At 72.1% G+C, this 18,356-nt stretch carries 16 protein-coding genes; 11 read left to right on the top strand and 5 right to left on the bottom strand.

Going from position 1 to position 18,356, the window contains the following annotated elements; translation table 11 throughout:
• Positions 1 to 2,121 carry a glycogen debranching protein GlgX gene (gene glgX / locus O3W51_RS38485; RefSeq protein WP_138354319.1) on the top strand — a complete coding sequence of 707 codons (2,121 nt, stop codon included), beginning with the start codon at positions 1 to 3 and terminating at the stop codon, positions 2,119 to 2,121.
• A 51-nt stretch (positions 2,122 to 2,172) separates the two neighbouring features.
• Complete coding sequence (treY, locus tag O3W51_RS38480) at positions 2,173 to 4,518, top strand: malto-oligosyltrehalose synthase (protein WP_138354318.1); 2,346 nt, start codon at positions 2,173 to 2,175, stop codon at positions 4,516 to 4,518.
• Here the strand turns inward: treY and O3W51_RS38475 are convergent.
• Together O3W51_RS38475 and O3W51_RS38470 are read right to left on the bottom strand one after the other, a co-directional pair.
• The gene (locus O3W51_RS38475) at positions 4,508 to 5,473 is read right to left on the bottom strand and encodes a LysR family transcriptional regulator (RefSeq protein WP_138354317.1); all 966 of its coding nucleotides are present in this window, start codon (positions 5,471 to 5,473) and stop codon (positions 4,508 to 4,510) included. The two genes, treY and O3W51_RS38475, sit on opposite strands and share 11 nt — an antisense overlap.
• A gap of 28 nt (positions 5,474 to 5,501) precedes the next feature.
• Positions 5,502 to 6,263: an SDR family oxidoreductase gene (locus O3W51_RS38470; protein ID WP_138354316.1), complete on the bottom strand. Its 762-nt coding sequence runs from the start codon at positions 6,261 to 6,263 to the stop codon at positions 5,502 to 5,504.
• Positions 6,264 to 6,411: 148 nt separating this feature from the next.
• On the opposite strand from O3W51_RS38470, the gene O3W51_RS38465 reads away from it, so the two are divergent.
• The 4 genes from O3W51_RS38465 (at position 6,412) to O3W51_RS38450 (ending at position 10,983) form a co-directional block, all read left to right on the top strand.
• Entirely contained in the window at positions 6,412 to 7,251 is an 840-nt protein-coding gene (locus O3W51_RS38465; RefSeq protein WP_138354315.1) for a helix-turn-helix transcriptional regulator, read from the top strand.
• Positions 7,252 to 7,383: 132 nt separating this feature from the next.
• Positions 7,384 to 8,307, top strand: coding sequence for a zinc-binding dehydrogenase (locus tag O3W51_RS38460; protein WP_138354314.1), 924 nt, complete (start codon positions 7,384 to 7,386; stop codon positions 8,305 to 8,307).
• Positions 8,307 to 9,734, top strand: coding sequence for an MFS transporter (locus O3W51_RS38455; protein ID WP_138354313.1), 1,428 nt, complete (start codon positions 8,307 to 8,309; stop codon positions 9,732 to 9,734). Before O3W51_RS38460 ends, O3W51_RS38455 begins: the two co-directional genes overlap by 1 nt.
• A gap of 100 nt (positions 9,735 to 9,834) precedes the next feature.
• Positions 9,835 to 10,983 (top strand): low temperature requirement protein A, encoded by a 1,149-nt coding sequence (locus tag O3W51_RS38450; RefSeq protein ID WP_164295243.1) that lies wholly within the window; start codon positions 9,835 to 9,837, stop codon positions 10,981 to 10,983.
• On the opposite strand, the gene O3W51_RS38445 is transcribed toward O3W51_RS38450, so the two are convergent.
• Complete coding sequence (locus O3W51_RS38445; protein ID WP_138354311.1) at positions 10,926 to 11,435, bottom strand: GNAT family N-acetyltransferase; 510 nt, start codon at positions 11,433 to 11,435, stop codon at positions 10,926 to 10,928. The two genes, O3W51_RS38450 and O3W51_RS38445, sit on opposite strands and share 58 nt — an antisense overlap.
• 175 nt (positions 11,436 to 11,610) lie before the next feature.
• Here O3W51_RS38445 and O3W51_RS38440 point away from each other — a divergent pair, with 175 nt between their 5' ends.
• The 3 genes from O3W51_RS38440 to O3W51_RS38430 all read left to right on the top strand — a co-directional run bounded on the left by O3W51_RS38440 (position 11,611) and on the right by O3W51_RS38430 (position 14,611).
• A complete protein-coding gene (locus tag O3W51_RS38440; RefSeq protein ID WP_138354310.1) occupies positions 11,611 to 12,519 on the top strand; it encodes a GNAT family N-acetyltransferase in 909 nt (302 codons plus the stop codon).
• A 146-nt stretch (positions 12,520 to 12,665) separates the two neighbouring features.
• A complete protein-coding gene (gene treZ, locus O3W51_RS38435; RefSeq protein ID WP_187145048.1) occupies positions 12,666 to 14,426 on the top strand; it encodes a malto-oligosyltrehalose trehalohydrolase in 1,761 nt (586 codons plus the stop codon).
• Positions 14,423 to 14,611 carry a hypothetical protein gene (locus O3W51_RS38430; RefSeq protein WP_138354309.1) on the top strand — a complete coding sequence of 63 codons (189 nt, stop codon included), beginning with the start codon at positions 14,423 to 14,425 and terminating at the stop codon, positions 14,609 to 14,611. The genes treZ and O3W51_RS38430 overlap by 4 nt, the downstream gene beginning before the upstream one ends.
• A 36-nt stretch (positions 14,612 to 14,647) precedes the next feature.
• Here the strand turns inward: O3W51_RS38430 and O3W51_RS38425 are convergent, their stop codons facing one another.
• Together O3W51_RS38425 and zapE are read right to left on the bottom strand one after the other, a co-directional pair.
• Positions 14,648 to 15,592: a polyphosphate kinase 2 family protein gene (locus O3W51_RS38425; protein ID WP_138354308.1), complete on the bottom strand. Its 945-nt coding sequence runs from the start codon at positions 15,590 to 15,592 to the stop codon at positions 14,648 to 14,650.
• A 19-nt stretch (positions 15,593 to 15,611) separates the two neighbouring features.
• On the bottom strand, positions 15,612 to 16,724 hold the full coding sequence (gene zapE / locus O3W51_RS38420) for a cell division protein ZapE (RefSeq protein ID WP_269288602.1): 1,113 nt from the start codon (positions 16,722 to 16,724) through the stop codon (positions 15,612 to 15,614).
• Positions 16,725 to 16,967: 243 nt separating this feature from the next.
• On the opposite strand from zapE, the gene O3W51_RS38415 reads away from it, so the two are divergent.
• Together O3W51_RS38415 and O3W51_RS38410 are read left to right on the top strand one after the other, a co-directional pair.
• Positions 16,968 to 17,723, top strand: a complete 756-nt coding sequence (locus O3W51_RS38415) for a pyrimidine reductase family protein (protein WP_138354306.1) — start codon at positions 16,968 to 16,970, stop codon at positions 17,721 to 17,723.
• 127 nt (positions 17,724 to 17,850) lie between these two features.
• A complete protein-coding gene (locus O3W51_RS38410) occupies positions 17,851 to 18,318 on the top strand; it encodes an indole-3-glycerol phosphate synthase (RefSeq protein ID WP_138354305.1) in 468 nt (155 codons plus the stop codon).
• Positions 18,319 to 18,356: the final 38 nt, after the last annotated feature.

The raw sequence follows: 18,356 nt of genomic DNA, 5'->3' as shown, positions 1-18,356 counted from the left end.
ATGCAAGTCTGGCCGGGTACGGCATATCCCCTCGGCGCCACGTACGACGGCGCGGGCACCAATTTCGCCCTCTTCTCCGAAGTAGCCGAGCGCATCGAACTGTGCCTGCTGCACGACGACGGCTCCGAGACGGCCGTGGAGCTGCGGGAGGCCGACGCCTTCGTGCGGCACGCCTATCTGCCGGGCGTGATGCCGGGCCAGCGGTACGGATTCCGGGTGCACGGCCCGTACGAGCCGGCCAAGGGCAACCGCTGCAACTCGTCGAAGCTGCTCATGGACCCCTATGCGAAGGCCGTGAGCGGGTCGATCGACTGGGACGAGGCGGTGTACGGCTACCAGTTCGGCCAGCCGGAGACCCGCAACGACCAGGACTCGGCACCGCACACCATGACCTCGGTCGTGGTGAACCCGTACTTCGACTGGTCCGACGACCGGCCGCCGCGGATCGACTACCACCGCATGGTGATCTACGAGGCCCACGTCAAGGGCCTGACGATGCTTCACCCCGATCTGCCCGAGGAGATCCGCGGCACCTACGCGGCCCTCGCACACCCGGCGGTCATCGGCCACCTGGTGGAACTCGGCGTCACCACGCTGGAGCTGATGCCGGTCCATCAGTTCGTGCTGGACCACCGGCTGGCGGACGCGGGGCTGAACAACTACTGGGGTTACAACACCATCGGTTTCTTCGCCCCGCACAACACGTACTCCTCGCTGGGCGACCGGGGCCAGCAGGTCCTGGAGTTCAAGACGGCGGTGCGGGCGCTGCACGCCGCCGGCATCGAGGTGATCCTCGACGTGGTCTACAACCACACCGCAGAGGGCAGCCATCTGGGGCCGACGCTGTCCTTCCGGGGGCTCGACAACGCGTCGTACTACCGGCTGGGCGACGACAAGCGCTATTACATGGACACCACCGGCACCGGCAACTCGCTGCTGATGCGCAGTCCGCACGTACTGCAGATGATCATGGACTCGCTGCGTTACTGGGTCACCGAGATGCACGTGGACGGATTCCGCTTCGACCTCGCGGCGACGCTGGCCCGGCAGTTCCACGAGGTGGACCGGCTGTCGTCCTTCTTCGACCTGGTGCAGCAGGACCCGGTGGTCAGCCAGGTCAAGCTGATCGCCGAGCCGTGGGACGTCGGCGAGGGCGGCTACCAGGTCGGCAACTTCCCGCCGCTGTGGGCCGAGTGGAACGGCAAGTTCCGCGACACCGTCCGGGATCTGTGGCGGGGCGAGAACGCCACCCTCGCGGAGTTCGCCTCCCGGCTGACCGGCTCCTCGGACCTCTACCAGGACGACGGCCGCCGCCCGCTGGCCTCCATCAACTTCGTGACCTGCCACGACGGCTTCACCCTCAACGACCTGGTCTCGTACAACGACAAGCACAACGAGGCCAACGGCGAGGACAACCGCGACGGCGAGAGCCACAACCGCTCGTGGAACTGCGGCGAGGAGGGCGAGACCGAGGATCCGGGCATCCTGGCCCTGCGCGGCCGCCAGCTGCGGAACTTCATCGCCACCCTGATGCTCTCCCAGGGCGTGCCGATGCTCTCGCACGGCGACGAGTTCGGCAGGACCCAGCGCGGCAACAACAACGCGTACTGCCAGGACAACGAGCTGGCCTGGGTGCGCTGGCCGAAGGCGGGCGAGACGGGGGCGCAGCGGCTGCACGAGTTCATCCGCACCATGGTCTGGCTGCGCCGCGACCATCCGGTCTTCCGCCGCCGGCGCTTCTTCCACGGCCGTCCGGTGGAGGGCACCCACGACGAGCTCTCCGACATCGCCTGGTTCACCCCCGAGGGCGAGGAGATGGCCCAGCGGGACTGGCAGGCGGCGCACGCCAAGTCGCTGGTGGTGTTCCTCAACGGCAGCGCGATCTCCGAGCCGGGCGCGCGCGGCGAGCGGATCACGGACGACTCCTTCCTGCTGCTGTTCAACGCGCAGGCCGAGGAGCTGGAGTTCGTGGTTCCGGTCAACCACGGCAAGGAGTGGCAGCTGGTGGTGAACACCGGCCGGGCCGAAGGGGTGGAGCCGGGCAGCGGGCGGAAGGTCAAGGCCGGCGACCGGCTGCAGCTGACCGACCGGAGCCTGGTGGTGCTGCAACGCCCGGCGTAATCGATGGACTGATGTGATCGTAGGACCGTGCGGCGGGGTACGCACTCCTGCATGACCCCGCCGACGGCCGACGTGCCCACTGCCACCTACCGGCTGCAGCTGCAACCGGACTTCACGTTCACCGACGCCGAGGCGGTGGTGCCCCGCCTCGCCGCGCTCGGCGTCTCCCATCTGCATCTGTCCCCGGTGCTCCAGGCCGCGCCCGGCTCCACGCACGGGTACGACGTGGTCGACCACACCCGGATCAGCGAGGTGCTGGGCGGTGAGGAGGGGCTGCGGGCGCTGTCCCGCACCGCCCGCGCGCACGGTCTCGGCCTCGTCCTGGACACCGTGCCCAACCACATGGCGGTGCCGGCTCCGGAGTACCTCAGCCGCCCGCTGTGGTCGGTGCTACGGGAAGGGACGGACTCCCCCTACGCCCGGTGGTTCGACATCGACTGGGCGGCGCTGGACGGCAAGCTGCTGATGCCGGTCCTGGGGGCCCCGCTCGACGAGGTGCTGGGCCGGCTGCGCGTCGAGGACGACAAGGCGCTCGGCGAGCCGGTGCTGCGCTACTACGACCATGCCTTCCCGCTGCGCGCCGGCACCGAGGAGCTCCCGCTGCGCGCGCTGCTCGACGCCCAGTGGTACCGGCTCGCCCACTGGCGGGAGGCCAGGACCGATCTCAACTACCGGCGTTTCTTCACGATTTCCGATCTGATCGCGGTCCGGGTCGAGGACCCTGAGGTCTTCGACGCGACCCACGCCAAGCTGCTGGAGCTGCTGCGCGAAGGCGTCGTGGACGGTCTGCGCATCGACCATCCCGACGGTCTCGCCGACCCCGCCGGATATCTGCGCCGGCTCGCCGCCGCGACCGGCGGCCGCTGGACCGTGGTGGAGAAGATCCTCGGCCACGACGAGCGGCTGCCCGCCGACTGGGCCTGCGCCGGGACCACCGGGTACGACTCCCTGGACCGGGTCGACGGGCTGTTCGCCGATCCGGCCGGGGTGGAGCGGATCACGGCGGGGTACGCCGACTTCACCGGCCAGGACGCCGACCGGGGCGGCGAGTGGGCACCGACCGCGCGGCGCGCCGCGTACAAGATCGTGACACGGGACCTGGCCGCCGAGGTGAGCCGGCTCGGGCGCACCGCCGCCCGCGCGCTGCCGGACCGGGATCCGGCGGTGCTGCGCCGGGCCATCCGCGAGCTGCTGGTCCGGCTGCCGGTCTACCGCCCGTACGTCGTGCCGGGCGAGGACGCGCCGGCCGAGGCGGTCACGATGCTGGAGACCGCGGCCCGTGAGGCGGGGGTGCCGGCCGCGGCGGAGATCCGTGATCTCGCGCTGGGAGCGGACGCCGGGTTCGCGGTCCGCTTCGCCCAGGTCGCCTCCGCGCTGCACGCCAAGGCCGTCGAGGACACCGCCTTCTACCGCTGGTACCCGCTGCTGCCGCTCAACGAGGTCGGCCGGGACCCCGCGTACCCCACCACCACTCCGGAGGAGTTCCACGCCTTCTGCGCCCGCCTCCAGCGCGACTGGCCCGCCACCGGCACCGTCCTGTCCACCCACGACACCAAGCGCAGCGCCGACGTCCGCGCCCGGCTCGCCGCGATCTCGGAGCACCCGGCCCTGTGGCGGTCCTGGCTGCGCCGTGAATCGGACCATCTGCGCAGCTACTTCACCCGTGCCGGCATTCCGCTGGTCGACCGGCACGCCGAGTACCTGGCCTGGCAGTACGCCGTGGTCTTCTGCAGCTACGGCGCCGAGGACGTGGTCGCCGCGACACTGCTGAAGTCGGAACGCGAGGCGGGGCTGCGCACCAGCTGGACGGAGCAGGACACGGCGTACGAGAAGCGGCTCGACACCTTCACCCGCGAGCTGATCACCGGGCCGACCTACTACGCGACCGCCGATATCTCCCGCGCGATCGAGGCTCCCTCACAGGTCAACCGGCTCGGCGCGGTGCTGCTGCATCTGACGATGCCGGGCGTGCCGGACATCTACCAGGGCGACGAGCACCCCCAGCTGCTCCTCGTCGATCCCGACAACCGCCGCCCGTACCGGCCGGGCGTCCGGCGGTCGGGCGGGCCGGACGGACCGAAGGAGCTGGTGACGACGACGGCGCTGCTGCTGCGCCGCGAGCACCCCGGCTGGTTCGGCCCCGAGGCGACGTACGAGCCCCTGCACGCCACCGGTCCGGCCGCCGCCCACTGTGTCGCCTTCGTCAGGACCGGCCGCTCGATCACCGCCGTCACCCGGCTCTCGCACGGCCTGGAGCAGGCGGGCGGCTGGCGTGACACCGAGCTGGCGCTGCCGCCGGGCGACTGGACCGACCGGCTGACGGGCACTCACCACCGCGGCACCGTACCCGTCGCGGACCTGTTCGCGACGCATCCGGTGGCGCTGCTCACGGCGTAGCGCCACCGGCTCCGAGAGCTCCCCGGTCGGTGTCGGGGAGCCAGTGCCTGGCGGGGTCGTAGGCCAGCCAGTCGTGGGTCCGCGCGGTGCGCGCGAAGGCGTCGAGGAGCGGTGCCAGCGCCGGGTGGCTCTCGCTCGCGCGCCAGATGACGTGCCAGGCGTAGAGCGGCGTCGGGTCCACGACGGGGATCTCGACCAGGCCGGTGCCGGGCGGGATCTCCACATCGGTGGGCAGCAGCGAGAAGAGGTCGGGGCGGCCGCGCAGGTGGTCGAGGAAGGGTTCGAGACCGAGGTTGATCCCGCCGAAGTCCCCCGGGATGTCGAAGCGTTCCACGAAGCTCCGGAGGAATTCGAGCTTCTCCATCGCGGCCGGGAACCACAGCCGGCCGGCCCGCAGATCGTCCGGCCGCAGCGCCGATGCGACGGCGAGCGGGCTGTCCCGGCTCAGCACCGCCTTGACCGGGTCGAGGCGCACCAGCCGGCGGGTGAGGGTGCGTGGCCACGGCTCGTCCAGGCCGTGGGTGCGGCCGAGCGCGAAGTCGATCTCGTCGGCCCGCAGACCGGCCAGCGCCGTCACGAGTCCGGGCCGCAGGCTCAGCTCGATGTCCAGGTCCGGCTGTTCCCCGACGACCAGCCGGATCGTCCGCAGCGGGACGAACATATGGCCCCACACGGTCACCCGCAGCGGGCGCTCGCTGTGCCGGGCGGCCGCCACCGCCGCCTCCCCGGCCCGTACGACGTCCTGGGCGGGCCCGAGGAACCGCTGCCCGGCGGGGGTCAGTCCGACGCTGTGCCCGGTGCGGTCGAAGAGCCGCACGCCGAGCGCGTCCTCCAGGCGGGCGATGCGCTTGGACAGCGCCTGCTGGCTGAGGAACAGCTCGGCGGCCGCCTGCCCGAAGTGCAGCCGCTGCGCCGTGACGACGAAGGCCCTGACCTGCGCGAGATCGAGATCCACCGCCGACGTTCCCCCGTTCCGGTACGGCTCATGCCTGCCGGGTCGGCTGCACGATCACCTGGCGCAGGTTAACGTGCGCGGGGCGGCTGGTGACAAACCCGATGATGTCGGCGATCTCGTCCGACGACAGCGTGCCCATCGCCTCGTACATGCCCCCGAGCTGCGCCGACAGCTCCTGGTTGTCGATGTGGTGGCCGAGCTCGGTGTCGGTCAGCCCCGGCTCGATGTTGGTGACGCGGACGTCGCGCGGACCGAGTTCGGAGCGCAGCAGCGCCGACAGATGGGTGAGCGCGGCCTTCGTCGCCCCGTAGACGGCGTAGTTGGGGAAGATCAGGTGCGCACCGATCGACGAGATGTTGACCAGGTCGGCGGGCCGGTGCTCGGCCGCGGCGGCGACGAGGTCGGCGGTGAAGGCGCGGATGATCCGCAGCACGCCCGTCACATTGGTGTCGATCATGCGGGACCATTCGTCGATCCGGCCGTCGTCGAGCGGGTTGGGCAGCATGACGCCGGCCGAGTTCACCACCAGGTCGACGGGTCCGTACGCCTGGTGGATCCGGTCGGCGGCCGCGTCCACGGACGCGCCGTCGGTGACGTCGACCGGTACGGCCAGCGCTTGGCCGCCGGCCGCGGCGATCTTCCCGGCCAGCTCGTCCAGCCGGTCCGCGCGGCGGGACAGCAGCGCGACCCGGGCGCCGTGCGCGGCGAGCAGCCGGGCGGTGGCCTCACCCATGCCGCTGGCGGCTCCGGTGACGACTGCGGTGCGGCCGGCGAGGTTGTCGTAGCTCATGAGGAAGTGCTCCCTGAAGTGGTGGTGCGGGGGTGTCCTGCTGACGGGCTCCACTCTGCGACCGTTCGCGAGGGCCACCCAGGGCTGTGCTTTTCCTGGGTCCGGCAGTACCAGGCTGGCTTTCCGGCAGCGCTCTAGGCTGCTGTCCATGGACAGTGATCTGAGCGGTTTCCTGCAGTCGCGCCGCGCCCGTATCCAGCCGGACGACGTGGGCCTTCCCTCGCACGGCCGGCGGCGGGTGCCGGGGCTGCGCCGCGAGGAGGTCGCCCAGCTCGCCGGGGTGAGCGTGGACTACTACATCCGGCTGGAGCAGGGCCGCGGCCAGAACGTGTCCGACGCCGTCCTCGACGCGATCGCCCGGGTGCTGCGGCTCGACGAGACCGAGCAGGAGCACCTGCGGGCGCTGGCCCGGCCGGCCCGTACCGCCCGCACGGCGTCGCGCGGCAGCCGGCGGGTACGGCCGGGACTGCGGCTGCTGCTCGACTCGATGGGCGGGCCGGCCTTCGTCCTGGGGCGGCGGATGGACGCCCTGGCGTGGAACGCGCTCGGTGACGCCGTCTGCGGGTTCTCCGCATACCCGGACGGCGAGTGCAACATCGCCCGGTCGGTGTTCCTGGACGAGCAGACCCGCGGCCTGTACCCGGACTGGAACGCGGTGGCCGCCGAGACCGTCGCGTATCTGCGGCTGGACGCGGGGCGGCACCCGGACGACCAGCGGATGGCCGCGCTGATCGGCGAGTTGTCGCTCAAGAGCGACGAGTTCCGGCGGCTGTGGGCCGATCATCTGGTCAAGGAGAAGACCTACGGGGTGAAGCGGATCGCCCACTCCGTCGTCGGGGAGCTGGACTTCGGCTACGAGACGCTCACGCTGCCCGGTGATCCGGACCAGACGCTGGTCGCGTACACCGTCGCGCCGGGCTCGAAGACGGCCGAGCGGCTGGCGCTGCTCGCCAGTTGGATCACGGAGCCGACCGTCCGGACCCCGTGACGCCCCCTGGAGTGCACTGACAACCGACGGTTGTCGAGACCGCCAAAAGGCTGTTGGACACACCCTCTGACCTGCGGCTTTTCTTGATCTCAGCGCGGCACACCCGCACCGCGCCGGATCGAGGAACAGACGATGAAGGCACTGCTGCCCACCGGGCGTCCCGACGGCCTGGTGGTCCTGGGCGACACCGAGGAGCCCCGGCCCGCGCCGGACGAGGCGCTGGTCAAGGTCGAGGCGTTCTCCGTCAACCGGGGTGAGGTCTTCCGGCTGCACACCCCGCAGCCGCGGCAGCGGCCCGGCAAGGACATCGCGGGCCTGGTCGTCCAGGCCGCGGCCGACGGGTCCGGGCCGCGGGCCGGACAGCGGGTCGTCGGTCATCCGGTGGGCGGCGGCTGGGCCGAGTACGCGGCGGTCCGCACCGACGCGCTCGCCGTCCTGCCGGACGGCGTCTCCTCGATCCGCGCCGCCGCGCTGCCGCTGGCCGGGCTCACCGCGCTGCGGCTGCTGCGCACCACCGGCTGTGTGTCCGGGCATCCGCTGCTGCTCACCGGCGCGTCCGGCGGCGTCGGCCACTACTTCACCGAACTGGCCATCGGCGCGGGCGCCGAGGTCACCGCCGTCACCGCGACGCCCGAACGCGGCAAGCGTCTGGCCGAGTTCGGCGCGACCGTCGTCCATGACCTGGCCGACGCCCGCGGGCCGTTCCACACGGTGCTGGAGTCGGTGGGCGGCGCGACCACCGCCCGGGCGCTGGCGCTGCTGCGGCCGCGCGGCACGATGATCTGGTTCGGCCAGGCGTCCCGCGAGCCCGCCGAGCTGAGCTTCTTCGGGTTCTTCAAGGGCCCCCGCTCCGGCACCGTGCGGCATTTCCATTACGAGCACTTCGACGAGGCGTTCGGCCCCGACCTGGCCGCCCTCGTCCGGCTGGTGGCGAACGACCGGCTGCACCCGGAGATCGGGCGCCTGACCGGCTGGCAGGACACCGCCGCCACTCTCAACGACCTCCGCGACCGGCGGATCACCGGCAACGCCGTACTCACGATCGGACAGCAGTGATGACCACCCTCACCAAGTCACCCGCCACCGAGGCAGGGGCCGCCGCCGGCCAGGACGGCATCCCCCGGATGACCCCCCGCCAGCGCCTCGTCCTCCTGCTGCTCCTCGGCTCGCAGTTCATGCTCGCCGTCGACTTCTCGATCCTCAACGTGGCGCTGCCCGACATCGGCCACGGCCTCGGCTTCTCGCTCGCGAACCTGCAGTGGATCGCCACCGCGATGATGCTGCCCGCCGCCGGGTTCACCCTGCTCTTCGGCCGGCTCGCCGACCTCGTGGGCCGCCGCCGGATGCTGCTGGCCGGCATGGGCCTGCTGGCCGCCGGATCACTGGCCGGCGGGCTCGCCACCGGTCCCGAGATGCTGCTCTGCGCCCGCGTCGCCCAGGGTCTGGCCTCCGCGATGGCCACCCCCGCCGCGCTCTCGCTCCTGACCACCTCGCTGCCGGAAGGCCCGCTGCGGGCCAGGGCGCTGGGCCTGAACGGCACCCTCCTGTCGGCCGGCTTCACCATCGGAGCGATCTTCGGCGGTATCCTCACCGACCTGCTGAGCTGGCGCTGGGCCTTCTTCCTCAACGTGCCCGTCGCGCTGGTCATCCTCTTCACCGCCCCGGCCGTGATCGAGGAGAGCCGCGGCGCCCGCTCCAAGCTCGACGTCCCCGGCGCGATCACCGTCACCGGCGGGCTGCTCGCCCTGGTCTACGGCGTCACCCTGGCCGGCCAGCACGGCTGGACCGACACCACCGCGCTGGGCTGCCTCGCCGCCGCCGCTCTCCTGTTCCTCGCCTTCTGGCGCATCGAGCTGCGCGCCGAGGCCCCGCTCGCCCCGCTGCGGGTCCTGACCCGGCACACCGTCAAGTGGGGCAACTTCGGCGGACTGATCACCTTCACCATGGAGAGCTCGGTCGTCTTCCTGCTGACGCTGTACATGCAGCAGGTGCTGGGCTACTCACCGCTCCGGACCGGCCTGTCGTTCTGCGGTATCGGTGTCGCCGCCTTCGTCGGCGGGATGGCCGCCCCGCGGCTCATCGGCCGCCACGGCACCCGTACCGTCCTGTCCTGCGGGCTGCTCGTCCAGGCCCTCGCCACCGCCGCCTTCTTCTGGCTGGGCACCGACGGCGGCAGCGCCCTGACGCTGCTCCTGGCAGCCTCCGCGGCGGGCGCGTTCGGCCATATCGCGGCGATCGTCGGGTACATGGTCACCGCGACCTCGGGTCTGCCCGACGACGAGCAGGGCCTGGCCACCGGGCTGACCTCGATGACCCAGCAGGTCGGCATCACGATGGGCATCCCGGTGCTCAGCGCGATCGCCACCGCCCGCACCACCGCCACCGGTTCGGTGCTGAGCGGCATCCACACCGCGCTGCTCGTCGACGCGGTGATCGTGCTGGCCGGCTCGGCCCTGGTCTTCGCCGGACTGCGCCGCCGGTAGACCCACAGCGGAACGGTGGAGTCCCGGTAACGGCCGGTGCCGTACAGGGACTCCACCGTTCCGCGTTCGAACACCTCGGCGATCACTCATACTCACCGGCGTGACCACCGACTTCATCGACTCCGCCGAGCAGGAGACCCTGCGGGTCAGCCCGCTGGAGCTCTTCTTCGACCTCGTCTTCGTCTTCACCATCACCCAGCTCACCGCCAGCCTCGCCCACCATCTCGACGGGGGCGGGCTGCTGCGCGTCGTGATCATGCTCGCGGTGATCTGGTGGATGTACGACGCGTTCATCTGGCTCACCAACGCGATGCCGCCCACCACCCACAGCCGGCGCGGGCTGATGCTCGCCGGCATGGCCGGCTTCCTGATCATCTCGCTGGCGATCCCGCACGCCTTCGACGGCAGCGGTGTCGTCTTCGGCCTCGCCTATCTCTTCGTCATAGCCGTGCACACCGGCACCTTCGCCGCCTCGGGGGTGGACCTGAGCTCGGTGGCCCGGATGGGCGCCCTGAACGTCCTCAACGCCGCCCTCGTCGTCATCGGCGGCTATCTGGAGGGCAGTGCGCAGCTCTCGCTGTGGGCGGTGTCCCTCGTCATCCAGCTCTCCACGCCCCGTCTGGTGGGCCTGGGGGAATTCACCATCCGCTGCGGCCACTTCGTCGAGCGGCACGGCCTCGTCATGATCGTGGCGTTCGGCGAGTCCGTGATCGCGATCGGCGTCGGAGCGGGCGACGCGCCGCTGACCGCCGGACGGGTCAGTGCCGCCGTCCTGATGCTCTGTGTCTGCCTCGGGCTGTGGTGGGCGTACTTCGGGCACGGGGACGACGAGCGGGGCGAGCGCGCCCTGGCGGAACTGCCCGCCCGGCAGCGGAACTTCGCGGCCGTGCGGATCTACAACCTCGGCCACTACGGCCTGCTGCTCGGTGTCCTGCTCTTCGCCGCGGGCGTGAAGTCCGCCGTCGGCCACGCCGGGGACCAGCTCGGCGACGCCCAGGCCTGGGCGCTCGCGGGCGGCATCGCGCTCTTCCTCACCGCCGACACCGCCATCCGCCGCGCCATCCGCCTCGGGCCGCTCCTCCCCCGGCTCTGCGCGGCGGCCCTGCTCGCCGCCACCGTCCCGCTCGGCACCCGCCTCACGGCGCTCGCCCAGGTCGGCGGCGCCGTCCTGGTGCTGGGTCTGTGCTTCGGCTACGAGGAGCTGACCGCCCGCAGCGCGCCCGCGTCGGCCGGCACCGTCCAGGCGTAGCGGCGCTTCTCCCGGGAGGTGGCGCCGAGGCGGTCGTAGAACCGGATGGCGCCCTCGTTCCAGACCGGGGTGTTCCACTGCACCTCCTGCAGACCGAGCGCCGCCGCCTCGGCCGCGACCGCGTCGATGAGCAGCCGGCCGAGGCCCAGGCCGCGGTGCTCGCCGTCGAGGAAGAGGCAGTCCATGTGCAGATACTCATGGCCGGACCAGGTGGCGAACTCGGGGGTGCAGGTCGCGTAGCCGGCCAGCGAGCCGTCCCGGAGCTGCGCCACGAGGCAGATCAGCCGGGGCTCGGCACGGTCGAAGAGCGCGTCGGCGAGCCGTTCCGCGAAGCCTGCGGCGGGCGGGTCGGCCTGCTCGTAGGCGGCATGGGAGATGGCGAGTTCCGCGACGCGCGGCAGGTCGGACCTGGTGGCATGCCGGACGACGGGTACTTCCTGGCGCTGGATCATCCGGCCAAAATAGTCCCTGGACAGCCTCTCCGGGACCGGGCTACGGTGTCCGCACGCCCAAGATGATCACGGAAGGAGGCGAGAGCGATGTCCGTCACGACCTCCCCGCGCTCCCGCCCTGACCACCGGGCGTCCCACATCTGACCGGGAGCGCGTCACTCTCCCGAAGGACCTCATGTCTGATCTGGTCATCCGTCCGCTCGTCGCGGGCGAAGCACATCTCTTCGCCTCCCTCGCCGATCCCGGTCTCGTCGGCCGCGCCATCCTCGGCGACCCGTACAGCATGGTCGGGGACGGCGGCGACTACCGCCCCGAATGGACCTGGGTCGCCCTGCGCGACGGTGTCGTCGTGGCTCGCGCCGCCTGGTGGGCGGGTGCCGACGACGAGAAGCCGAAGGCGCTCGACTGGTTCGACTTCGCCGAGGGCGAGGCCGACGCGGGGGTGTGGCTGCTCAGGACCGCCCCGCTGTACGGCGAGTACGACCTGCTGCTGCCGCCCGGCTGGCGCGAGCGGCCGGAGCTGCTGGCCGCCGCGCAGTCCCGGATCGACGCCGTCACCGCGGCCGGCCTCAAGCAGCTCGTCGAGCGCTACCGCTACACCTGGACCGCAGGCGACCCGCTCCCCGCGCGCACCGGTCGCCTGGAGTACCGGCCCGAGCCCGACGACGCGGTGATCCTGGACGTCGTGCGCCGCATCCAGCAGGACACCCTCGACGCGCACGACCGCGAGGAGATCGACAAGACCGGGGGCGAGGCCGCCGCCGGCGCTTTCCTCGGCTGGCTCAACTGGCTGCCCTCACCGCGCGACTGGTGGCGGCTGGCCTTCACGCCCGAGGGTGAGCTGGCGGGCCTCCACATCCCGGCCCACAACCCGGCGGGCCCGACCATCGGCTTCATCGGCGTCGTCCCGGAGCAGCGCGGCCACGGCTACGCCTACGACCTGCTCGTCGAGTGCACGCAGGACCTCGTGGAGCAGGGCGCGGACCGTATCACGGCCGCCACCGACCAGGGCAACTTCCCGATGGCGGCGAACTTCGCGAAGGCCGGCTACCCCGTCTCCCAGGAGCGGATCAACTTCATCTGATCCCGTCGGCGAGCGCTGGGCTCCACAGGGCGGTGCGGCGTGCCGGGCGGCCGGGCCCTGATGCCCGGCCGCCCGCCGGACACTAGGGTGCGAAGGTCCGCGAAGGCCGAAGAACGTCCCCGAGGGACCGATCCGAGGAGCCGCCAGTGCTGTTCGAGGTGTGGGCGCCGAACGCGGCGCGCGTCGAGGTACTGACCGGGGACCGCACCCGTCCCCTGGCGCCGGATCCGGCCCGCGGCGGCTGGTGGCGTACCGAGGCGCCGGCCGGCCCGGACGGCCGTTACGCGTACGTCCTCGACGGCGGCCCACCGCTGCCGGACCCGCGCTCCCGGCGCCAGCCGGACGGCCCGGACGGCGCGAGCGCCGTCGTGGACCATGACGCCTTCGACTGGACGCTGCCGTGGGACGGCTGCCCGCTGCCGGGCGCGGTGCTGTACGAGCTGCACATCGGCACGTTCACCCGCGAGGGCACCTTCGACGCCGCGATCGGGCGCCTGCCGCATCTGGCCGCGCTGGGCATCACCCATGTGGAGCTGATGCCCGTCTGCCCGTTCCCCGGCACCCATGGCTGGGGCTACGAGGGTGTCTCGCTGTGGGCCGTCCACGAGCCCTACGGAGGGCCCGACGGGCTCAAGCGGTTCGTGGACGCGGCGCACGCGCACGGCCTCGGGGTGGTCCTGGACGTGGTTCACAACCATCTCGGCCCGTCGGGGAACCATCTCCCGCCGTTCGGCCCGTACTTCACCGACCGGCACCACACCCCGTGGGGCGACGCCGTCAACCTCGATGCCCCGGGTTCCGACGAGGTGCGCGCGTTCCTCATCGGCAGCGCGCTGGCCTGGCTGCGCGACTACCACCTCGACGGGCTGCGGCTGGACGCCGTGCACGCGCTCGTCGACACACGGGCGCTGCACTTCCTGGAGGAGCTGTCGGCGGCGGTCGACGCGCTGTCGGACTCGCTCGGCCGTCCGCTGTTCCTGATCGCCGAGTCCGACCTCAACGACCCGCGCACCACCACCCCCCGCGAGGCCGGCGGGCTCGGTCTGACCGCGCAGTGGAACGACGATCTCCACCACTGTCTGCACACCGCGCTGACCGGTGAATCCCAGGGCTACTACGCCGACTTCGCGCGTGAGCCGCTCACCGCGCTCGCCAAGACGCTGACCCGCGTCTTCTTCCACGACGGCACGTACTCGTCCTTCCGCGGCCGCCGCCACGGCCGGCCGGTGGACCGTGCGACGACCCCGGCACACCGTTTCCTCGGCTACTCGCAGACCCATGACCAGATCGGCAACCGCGCCACCGGCGACCGGCTCACCCCGGAGCAGCTCGCCCTCGCCGCCGCGGTCGTCCTCACCTCGCCCTTCACCCCGATGCTCTTCATGGGCGAGGAGTGGGGCGCGGCCTCGCCCTGGCAGTTCTTCACCGATCACGACGACCCGGAGCTCGCCGCGGCCATCACGCGGGGCCGCCGCCGGGAGTTCGCCGGGCACGGCTGGGCCGCCGAGGACATCCCGGACCCCCAGGACCCCGCCACCCGCCTGCGGTCCTGCCTCGACTGGTCGGAGCCCGACCGTGATCCGCACGCCCGGCTGCTGGGCTGGTACCGCGAACTGATCGCGCTGCGGCGGGCCGAGCCGGAGCTGTCCGGCGCCGGGCTCCTGACGCCGCCGCCCGACATCGGCATCACCGGGGCGGTGCTCACCGTGCGCCGCGGGCGTTTCCTGACCGCGGTGAACTTCTCGGACGCTCCGGCGGCCGTCCCGCTCACCGGCCCGTTCGCCGCCGAGCCGAAGGGGACCGCGGTCGCCGCGGCCTGGCCTCCCTGCGAGCCGCCCGGCCCGGACGGTGTGCTGCACCTGGCCGCCCGCGCGGCCGTGGTCCTGCGCAGTACGGTGGACGGGTGACCGAGTGCTACGCCGACCCCGGCGAACCCGAAGCGGCCCCCGCCCCGCCCCTCACGCAGCACGGGCCGCGCGCCGCCTGTGTGCTGTGCGGCAAGCCGACGGAGTATCCGGCCTCGCTGCCCGGCCTGACGATGTGCCCGGTCTGCGAATGGCAGGAGGCGCAGCGCACCGCCTGCTCCGGCTAGGGAACGACAGGCCCTGGCTCCGCACAGGACTCGCGGTCAGGATTCGAGCAGCCGTGCCCGGCACTCCTCGACGTCGAAATCGGCCTTCGGGTAGGCCGGGTCCATCAGCTCCAGGTGTTCCAGCAGCAGCTTGCTGATCGCCCAGTTCCGGTACCACTTGCGGTCGGCGGGGACCAGGTACCAGGGCGCGGCGTCGGTGGAGCACTTCTCCAACGCGACCTCGTACGCCCGCTGGTAGTCGGGCCACAGGGCCCGTTCCTCGATGTCGCCGACGTTGAACTTCCAGTGCTTCTCGGGGTTGTCGAGCCGCTCCAGCAACCGGTCGCGCTGCTCGTCGTGGCCGATGTGCAGGAAGACCTTGACGATGGTGACTCCGTCGTCGACGAGCGACTCCTCGAACGCGTTGATGGTCCGGTAGCGCTTGGACCAGGTGGCGCGCGGCACCAGGTTCCGGACCCGGACGATCAGCACGTCCTCGTAGTGCGAGCGGTCGAAGATACCGACCTCGCCGGGGTGCGGCAGCGCCCGGCGGATCCGCCAGAGGAAGGGGTGCTGCTGCTCCTCGTGCGTCGGCGCCTTGAAGGCGCGCGTCCGCAGCCCGGACGGGTTGAACTGGCCGACGACGTGCTTGACCGTGCCGCCCTTGCCGGAGGTGTCCATGCCCTGCAGCACGAACAGCAGGGCGCGCGGGTCGCCCGCCGTGCTCTGCGCGAAGAGCCGTTCCTGCAGTTCGGCCAGGCGTACGCCCATCTCCGCGGTCTCGGCGAGCGCCTGCTTCTTGCCGGACGGCCCGCCGGGCGTGCCGGAGGTGTCGTGCGCCTTCAGCCGGACCGGGCCGCTGCCCGGTGTCACCCGCAGGAGTGAGCGGAGGTCGGCGACGGGCGCGTCCGCGTCGCCCTTCTTCGCGCTTTTGCCGCTCTTCGAGCCGGGTTCGTCCTTGCCGTGCTTGCCGGCCTTGTCGCTCCTGCCGTCCTTCGCCATGCCTCGATCCTGCGACGGATCAGGCGGTGGCGCCAGCGCCGGGGAGCTGCTTCGCGTCACGGGCGAGCGCGGTGAGCCGGGATATGGCGCGGAAGTACTTCTTGCGGTAGCCGCCGGCCAGCATGTCCTCGCTGAAGATCTGGTCGAACGGGGTGCCGGAGGCCATCACGGGCACCTCGCGGTCGTACAGCCGGTCGGCGAGGACCACCAGGCGCAGCGCCGTGGCCTGGTCGGTCACCGGCCGCACGTCCCGCAGGAAGACGGCGTCGACGCCGTCGCACAGGGCTCCGTAGCGGCTGGGGTGGACCCGTGCCAGGTGGTCGAGGAGCGGGCCGAAGTCGTCGAGCGAGGCTCCCGGGGTACGGTCCGCGGCCTCGGTGACCTGCCGGTCGGAGTACGGGGACGGGGCCTCGGGCAGCCCGCGGTGCCGGTAGTCCTGGCCGTCGATGCGCAACGGGAGGAAGCGTGAGGACAGCCCCTGGATCTCCCGCATGAAGTCGGAGGCGGCGAAGCGGCCCTCGCCGAGCTTGCCCGGCAGCGTGTTCGACGTCGCGGCGAGCTTCACGCCCGCGTCGGAGAGCTTGCCGAGCAGGGAGGAGACCAGCACGGTGTCGCCCGGGTCGTCCAGCTCGAACTCGTCGATGCAGACCAGCCGGTGGCCGCTCAGCGCCTGCACCGCCTGCTGGAAGCCGAGCGCCCCGACGAGGTTGGTGAGCTCCACGAACGTGCCGAACGCCTTCAGCTCGCGCGGCGCGGGGGCCGCGTGCCAGAGCGAGGCGAGCAGGTGGGTCTTGCCGACGCCGTACCCGCCGTCGAGGTAGACCCCGCCGGGCCCGGCCGATGCCTGGGTCTCGCGGCGGAACCAGCGCTTCTTGCCGCCGTTGACCGCCGTCGCGCCGCCGAGGGTCGCCGCGAAGCCGCTGAGCGCCTTCACCGCGTCCGTCTGGCTGGGCTGATCGGGGTCCGGGAGGTAGTTGTCGAACCGGACGGTGTCGAAGCGCGGCGGCGGCACCATCTCGGCGACCAGCCGGTCCGCGGGTACCTGGGGCGTCCGGCCGCACAGGGTCGCCGGGCCTCCGGCGACGGAGGCGGAACCGGCGGTCTGGGCGAGGGCGGAGACAGGGGTTGACACAACCATTCAGCCTAGTCCCTCCGGCACGCAGTGCCACGGCAGTGTGGCGGACCCCACTCCCGGCCCCGGCCGGCCGGGCGGGCCGGTCCCGGCCCCGATCGCCGGCCGGATCGGACCGTTCCGCTCAGGTGCCGGGCGGGCTGAATCCGGGCCGGGGGCTGCTCCCGGACGACGGACGGGCGGGGGTTCCGCCTCGGGTGACGGGCGGGCTGATCCGGCCGCCGGCGTGCCAGACTGCGGGACATGCGCCGCCTGTATCCCGTGCTCCGGGCCGATGAGACCCTCGACTCCCTCGACGCGCTCGCGGATGCGTACGCGTATCCGGACCGGGCGGGAGGCCCGTGGCTGCGGGCGAACATGGTGGCGTCCCTGGACGGCGCCGCGTGGCACGACGGGAAGTCGCAGGGGTTGTCCTCGGCGGCCGATCTGCGGGTGTTCGGAACGCTGCGGGCGCTGGCCGATGTGGTGGTCGTCGGCGCGGAGACGGTCCGGCAGGAGGGCTACCGGCCGGCGAAGGCGCGGGAGGCGTTCGCGGAGCGGCGGGCGGCCGCCGGCCAGTCGCCGGCGCCGGTCATCGCCGTCGTCACCGCGAGCCTGGACCTGGACTTCACGCTGCCGCTGTTCACCGCGCCGCTGACCCCGACGCTGATCCTGACCGGCGCCACCGCGCCCCGCGACCGGGTGGCGGCCGCCAAGAAGGCCGGCGCGCACGTCGTCACGGCGGGCGACGGGGCCGGCGCCGATCCGGTGCGGGCCGTCCGCGAACTGACGGAACTGGGGCTCACCAGGCTGCTGCACGAGGGCGGTCCAAGGTTGTTGGCACAGTTCGCCGCGGCCGGGGTAGTCGATGAGCTGTGTCTGACCATCGCTCCACTCCTGACCGCGGGGGATGCCCCGCGGATCATGAACGGTCCCGGAGTCACCGTGCCGGAACGTTTCTCCCCGACCTCGATCCTCGAAGAGGACGGTTTCCTGTTCACCCGTTACACCCGCGGCTGACAATCTGCGGAATATGTCGTTCCGTTTGCTGTCGTGCGGGAACACTTACACCGCGTGCCCCGTACGGAGTCGGGGCAGGATGGTTTCTGTGCCGGCCCGGTGGCCCACGAGAAAGAAGGACGCGTCCGTGTTCACGACCGTACTCATGATCGAGAAGCCGCTCGCCCCCGCCGATGTGGAGCTCGTGACCACACTCCACGGCGACGAGCCCGTCTCCTTCGTCGTACTCATGCAGCCGCGCGGCGACCAGGACCGGCTTCTGCGGGCCGTGGACGATGTCGCCCTCGGCTACCTGGACGACGCCACCAAGGAACGCGAGGTGCCCGAGGGGCAGGAGGCCACCCTTCCGGCCGAGCGGGCCCTGAGCCACTCGCTGGCCGCGCTGCGCGCCGCCGGCGTGGAGGCGATCGGCGAGGTGGTCGAGGACCACCCGCTGGACCTGCTGAAGTCGGTGGTCGAGCAGACCCATGCCGACGAGGTGATCGTGCTGACCGCTCCGCACTTCGTGGAGGAGTTCTTCCACCGCGACTGGACGTCGCGGGCGCGGCACAAGGTGGGGGTCCCGGTCCTGAAGCTCTTCGCTCAGCACGACTGAGAATCGACGGAACAGCGCGCCCCCCGGCCGTTCCGGCC

Origin of the sequence: Streptomyces sp. H39-C1 (genome assembly GCF_027158125.1) — a bacterium.
GTDB classification, from domain to species: domain Bacteria; phylum Actinomycetota; class Actinomycetes; order Streptomycetales; family Streptomycetaceae; genus Actinacidiphila; species Actinacidiphila fildesensis.
Note: the sequence above shows the minus strand (reverse complement) of the source record. Positions and strands in the feature narration are given on the sequence as shown.

Excerpts from the sequence above, each read along its gene's own strand:
- glgX (WP_138354319.1), top strand. The coding sequence starts at position 1 with ATGCAAGTCTGGCCGGGTACGGCATATCCCCTCGGCGCCACGTACGAC.
- treY (WP_138354318.1), top strand. The coding sequence starts at position 2,173 with ATGACCCCGCCGACGGCCGACGTGCCCACTGCCACCTACCGGCTGCAG.
- O3W51_RS38470 (WP_138354316.1), bottom strand. The coding sequence starts at position 6,263 with ATGAGCTACGACAACCTCGCCGGCCGCACCGCAGTCGTCACCGGAGCC.
- O3W51_RS38465 (WP_138354315.1), top strand. The coding sequence starts at position 6,412 with ATGGACAGTGATCTGAGCGGTTTCCTGCAGTCGCGCCGCGCCCGTATC.
- O3W51_RS38460 (WP_138354314.1), top strand. The coding sequence starts at position 7,384 with ATGAAGGCACTGCTGCCCACCGGGCGTCCCGACGGCCTGGTGGTCCTG.
- O3W51_RS38455 (WP_138354313.1), top strand. The coding sequence starts at position 8,307 with ATGACCACCCTCACCAAGTCACCCGCCACCGAGGCAGGGGCCGCCGCC.
- O3W51_RS38445 (WP_138354311.1), bottom strand. The coding sequence starts at position 11,435 with ATGATCCAGCGCCAGGAAGTACCCGTCGTCCGGCATGCCACCAGGTCC.
- O3W51_RS38440 (WP_138354310.1), top strand. The coding sequence starts at position 11,611 with ATGTCTGATCTGGTCATCCGTCCGCTCGTCGCGGGCGAAGCACATCTC.
- O3W51_RS38425 (WP_138354308.1), bottom strand. The coding sequence starts at position 15,592 with ATGGCGAAGGACGGCAGGAGCGACAAGGCCGGCAAGCACGGCAAGGAC.
- O3W51_RS38415 (WP_138354306.1), top strand. The coding sequence starts at position 16,968 with ATGCGCCGCCTGTATCCCGTGCTCCGGGCCGATGAGACCCTCGACTCC.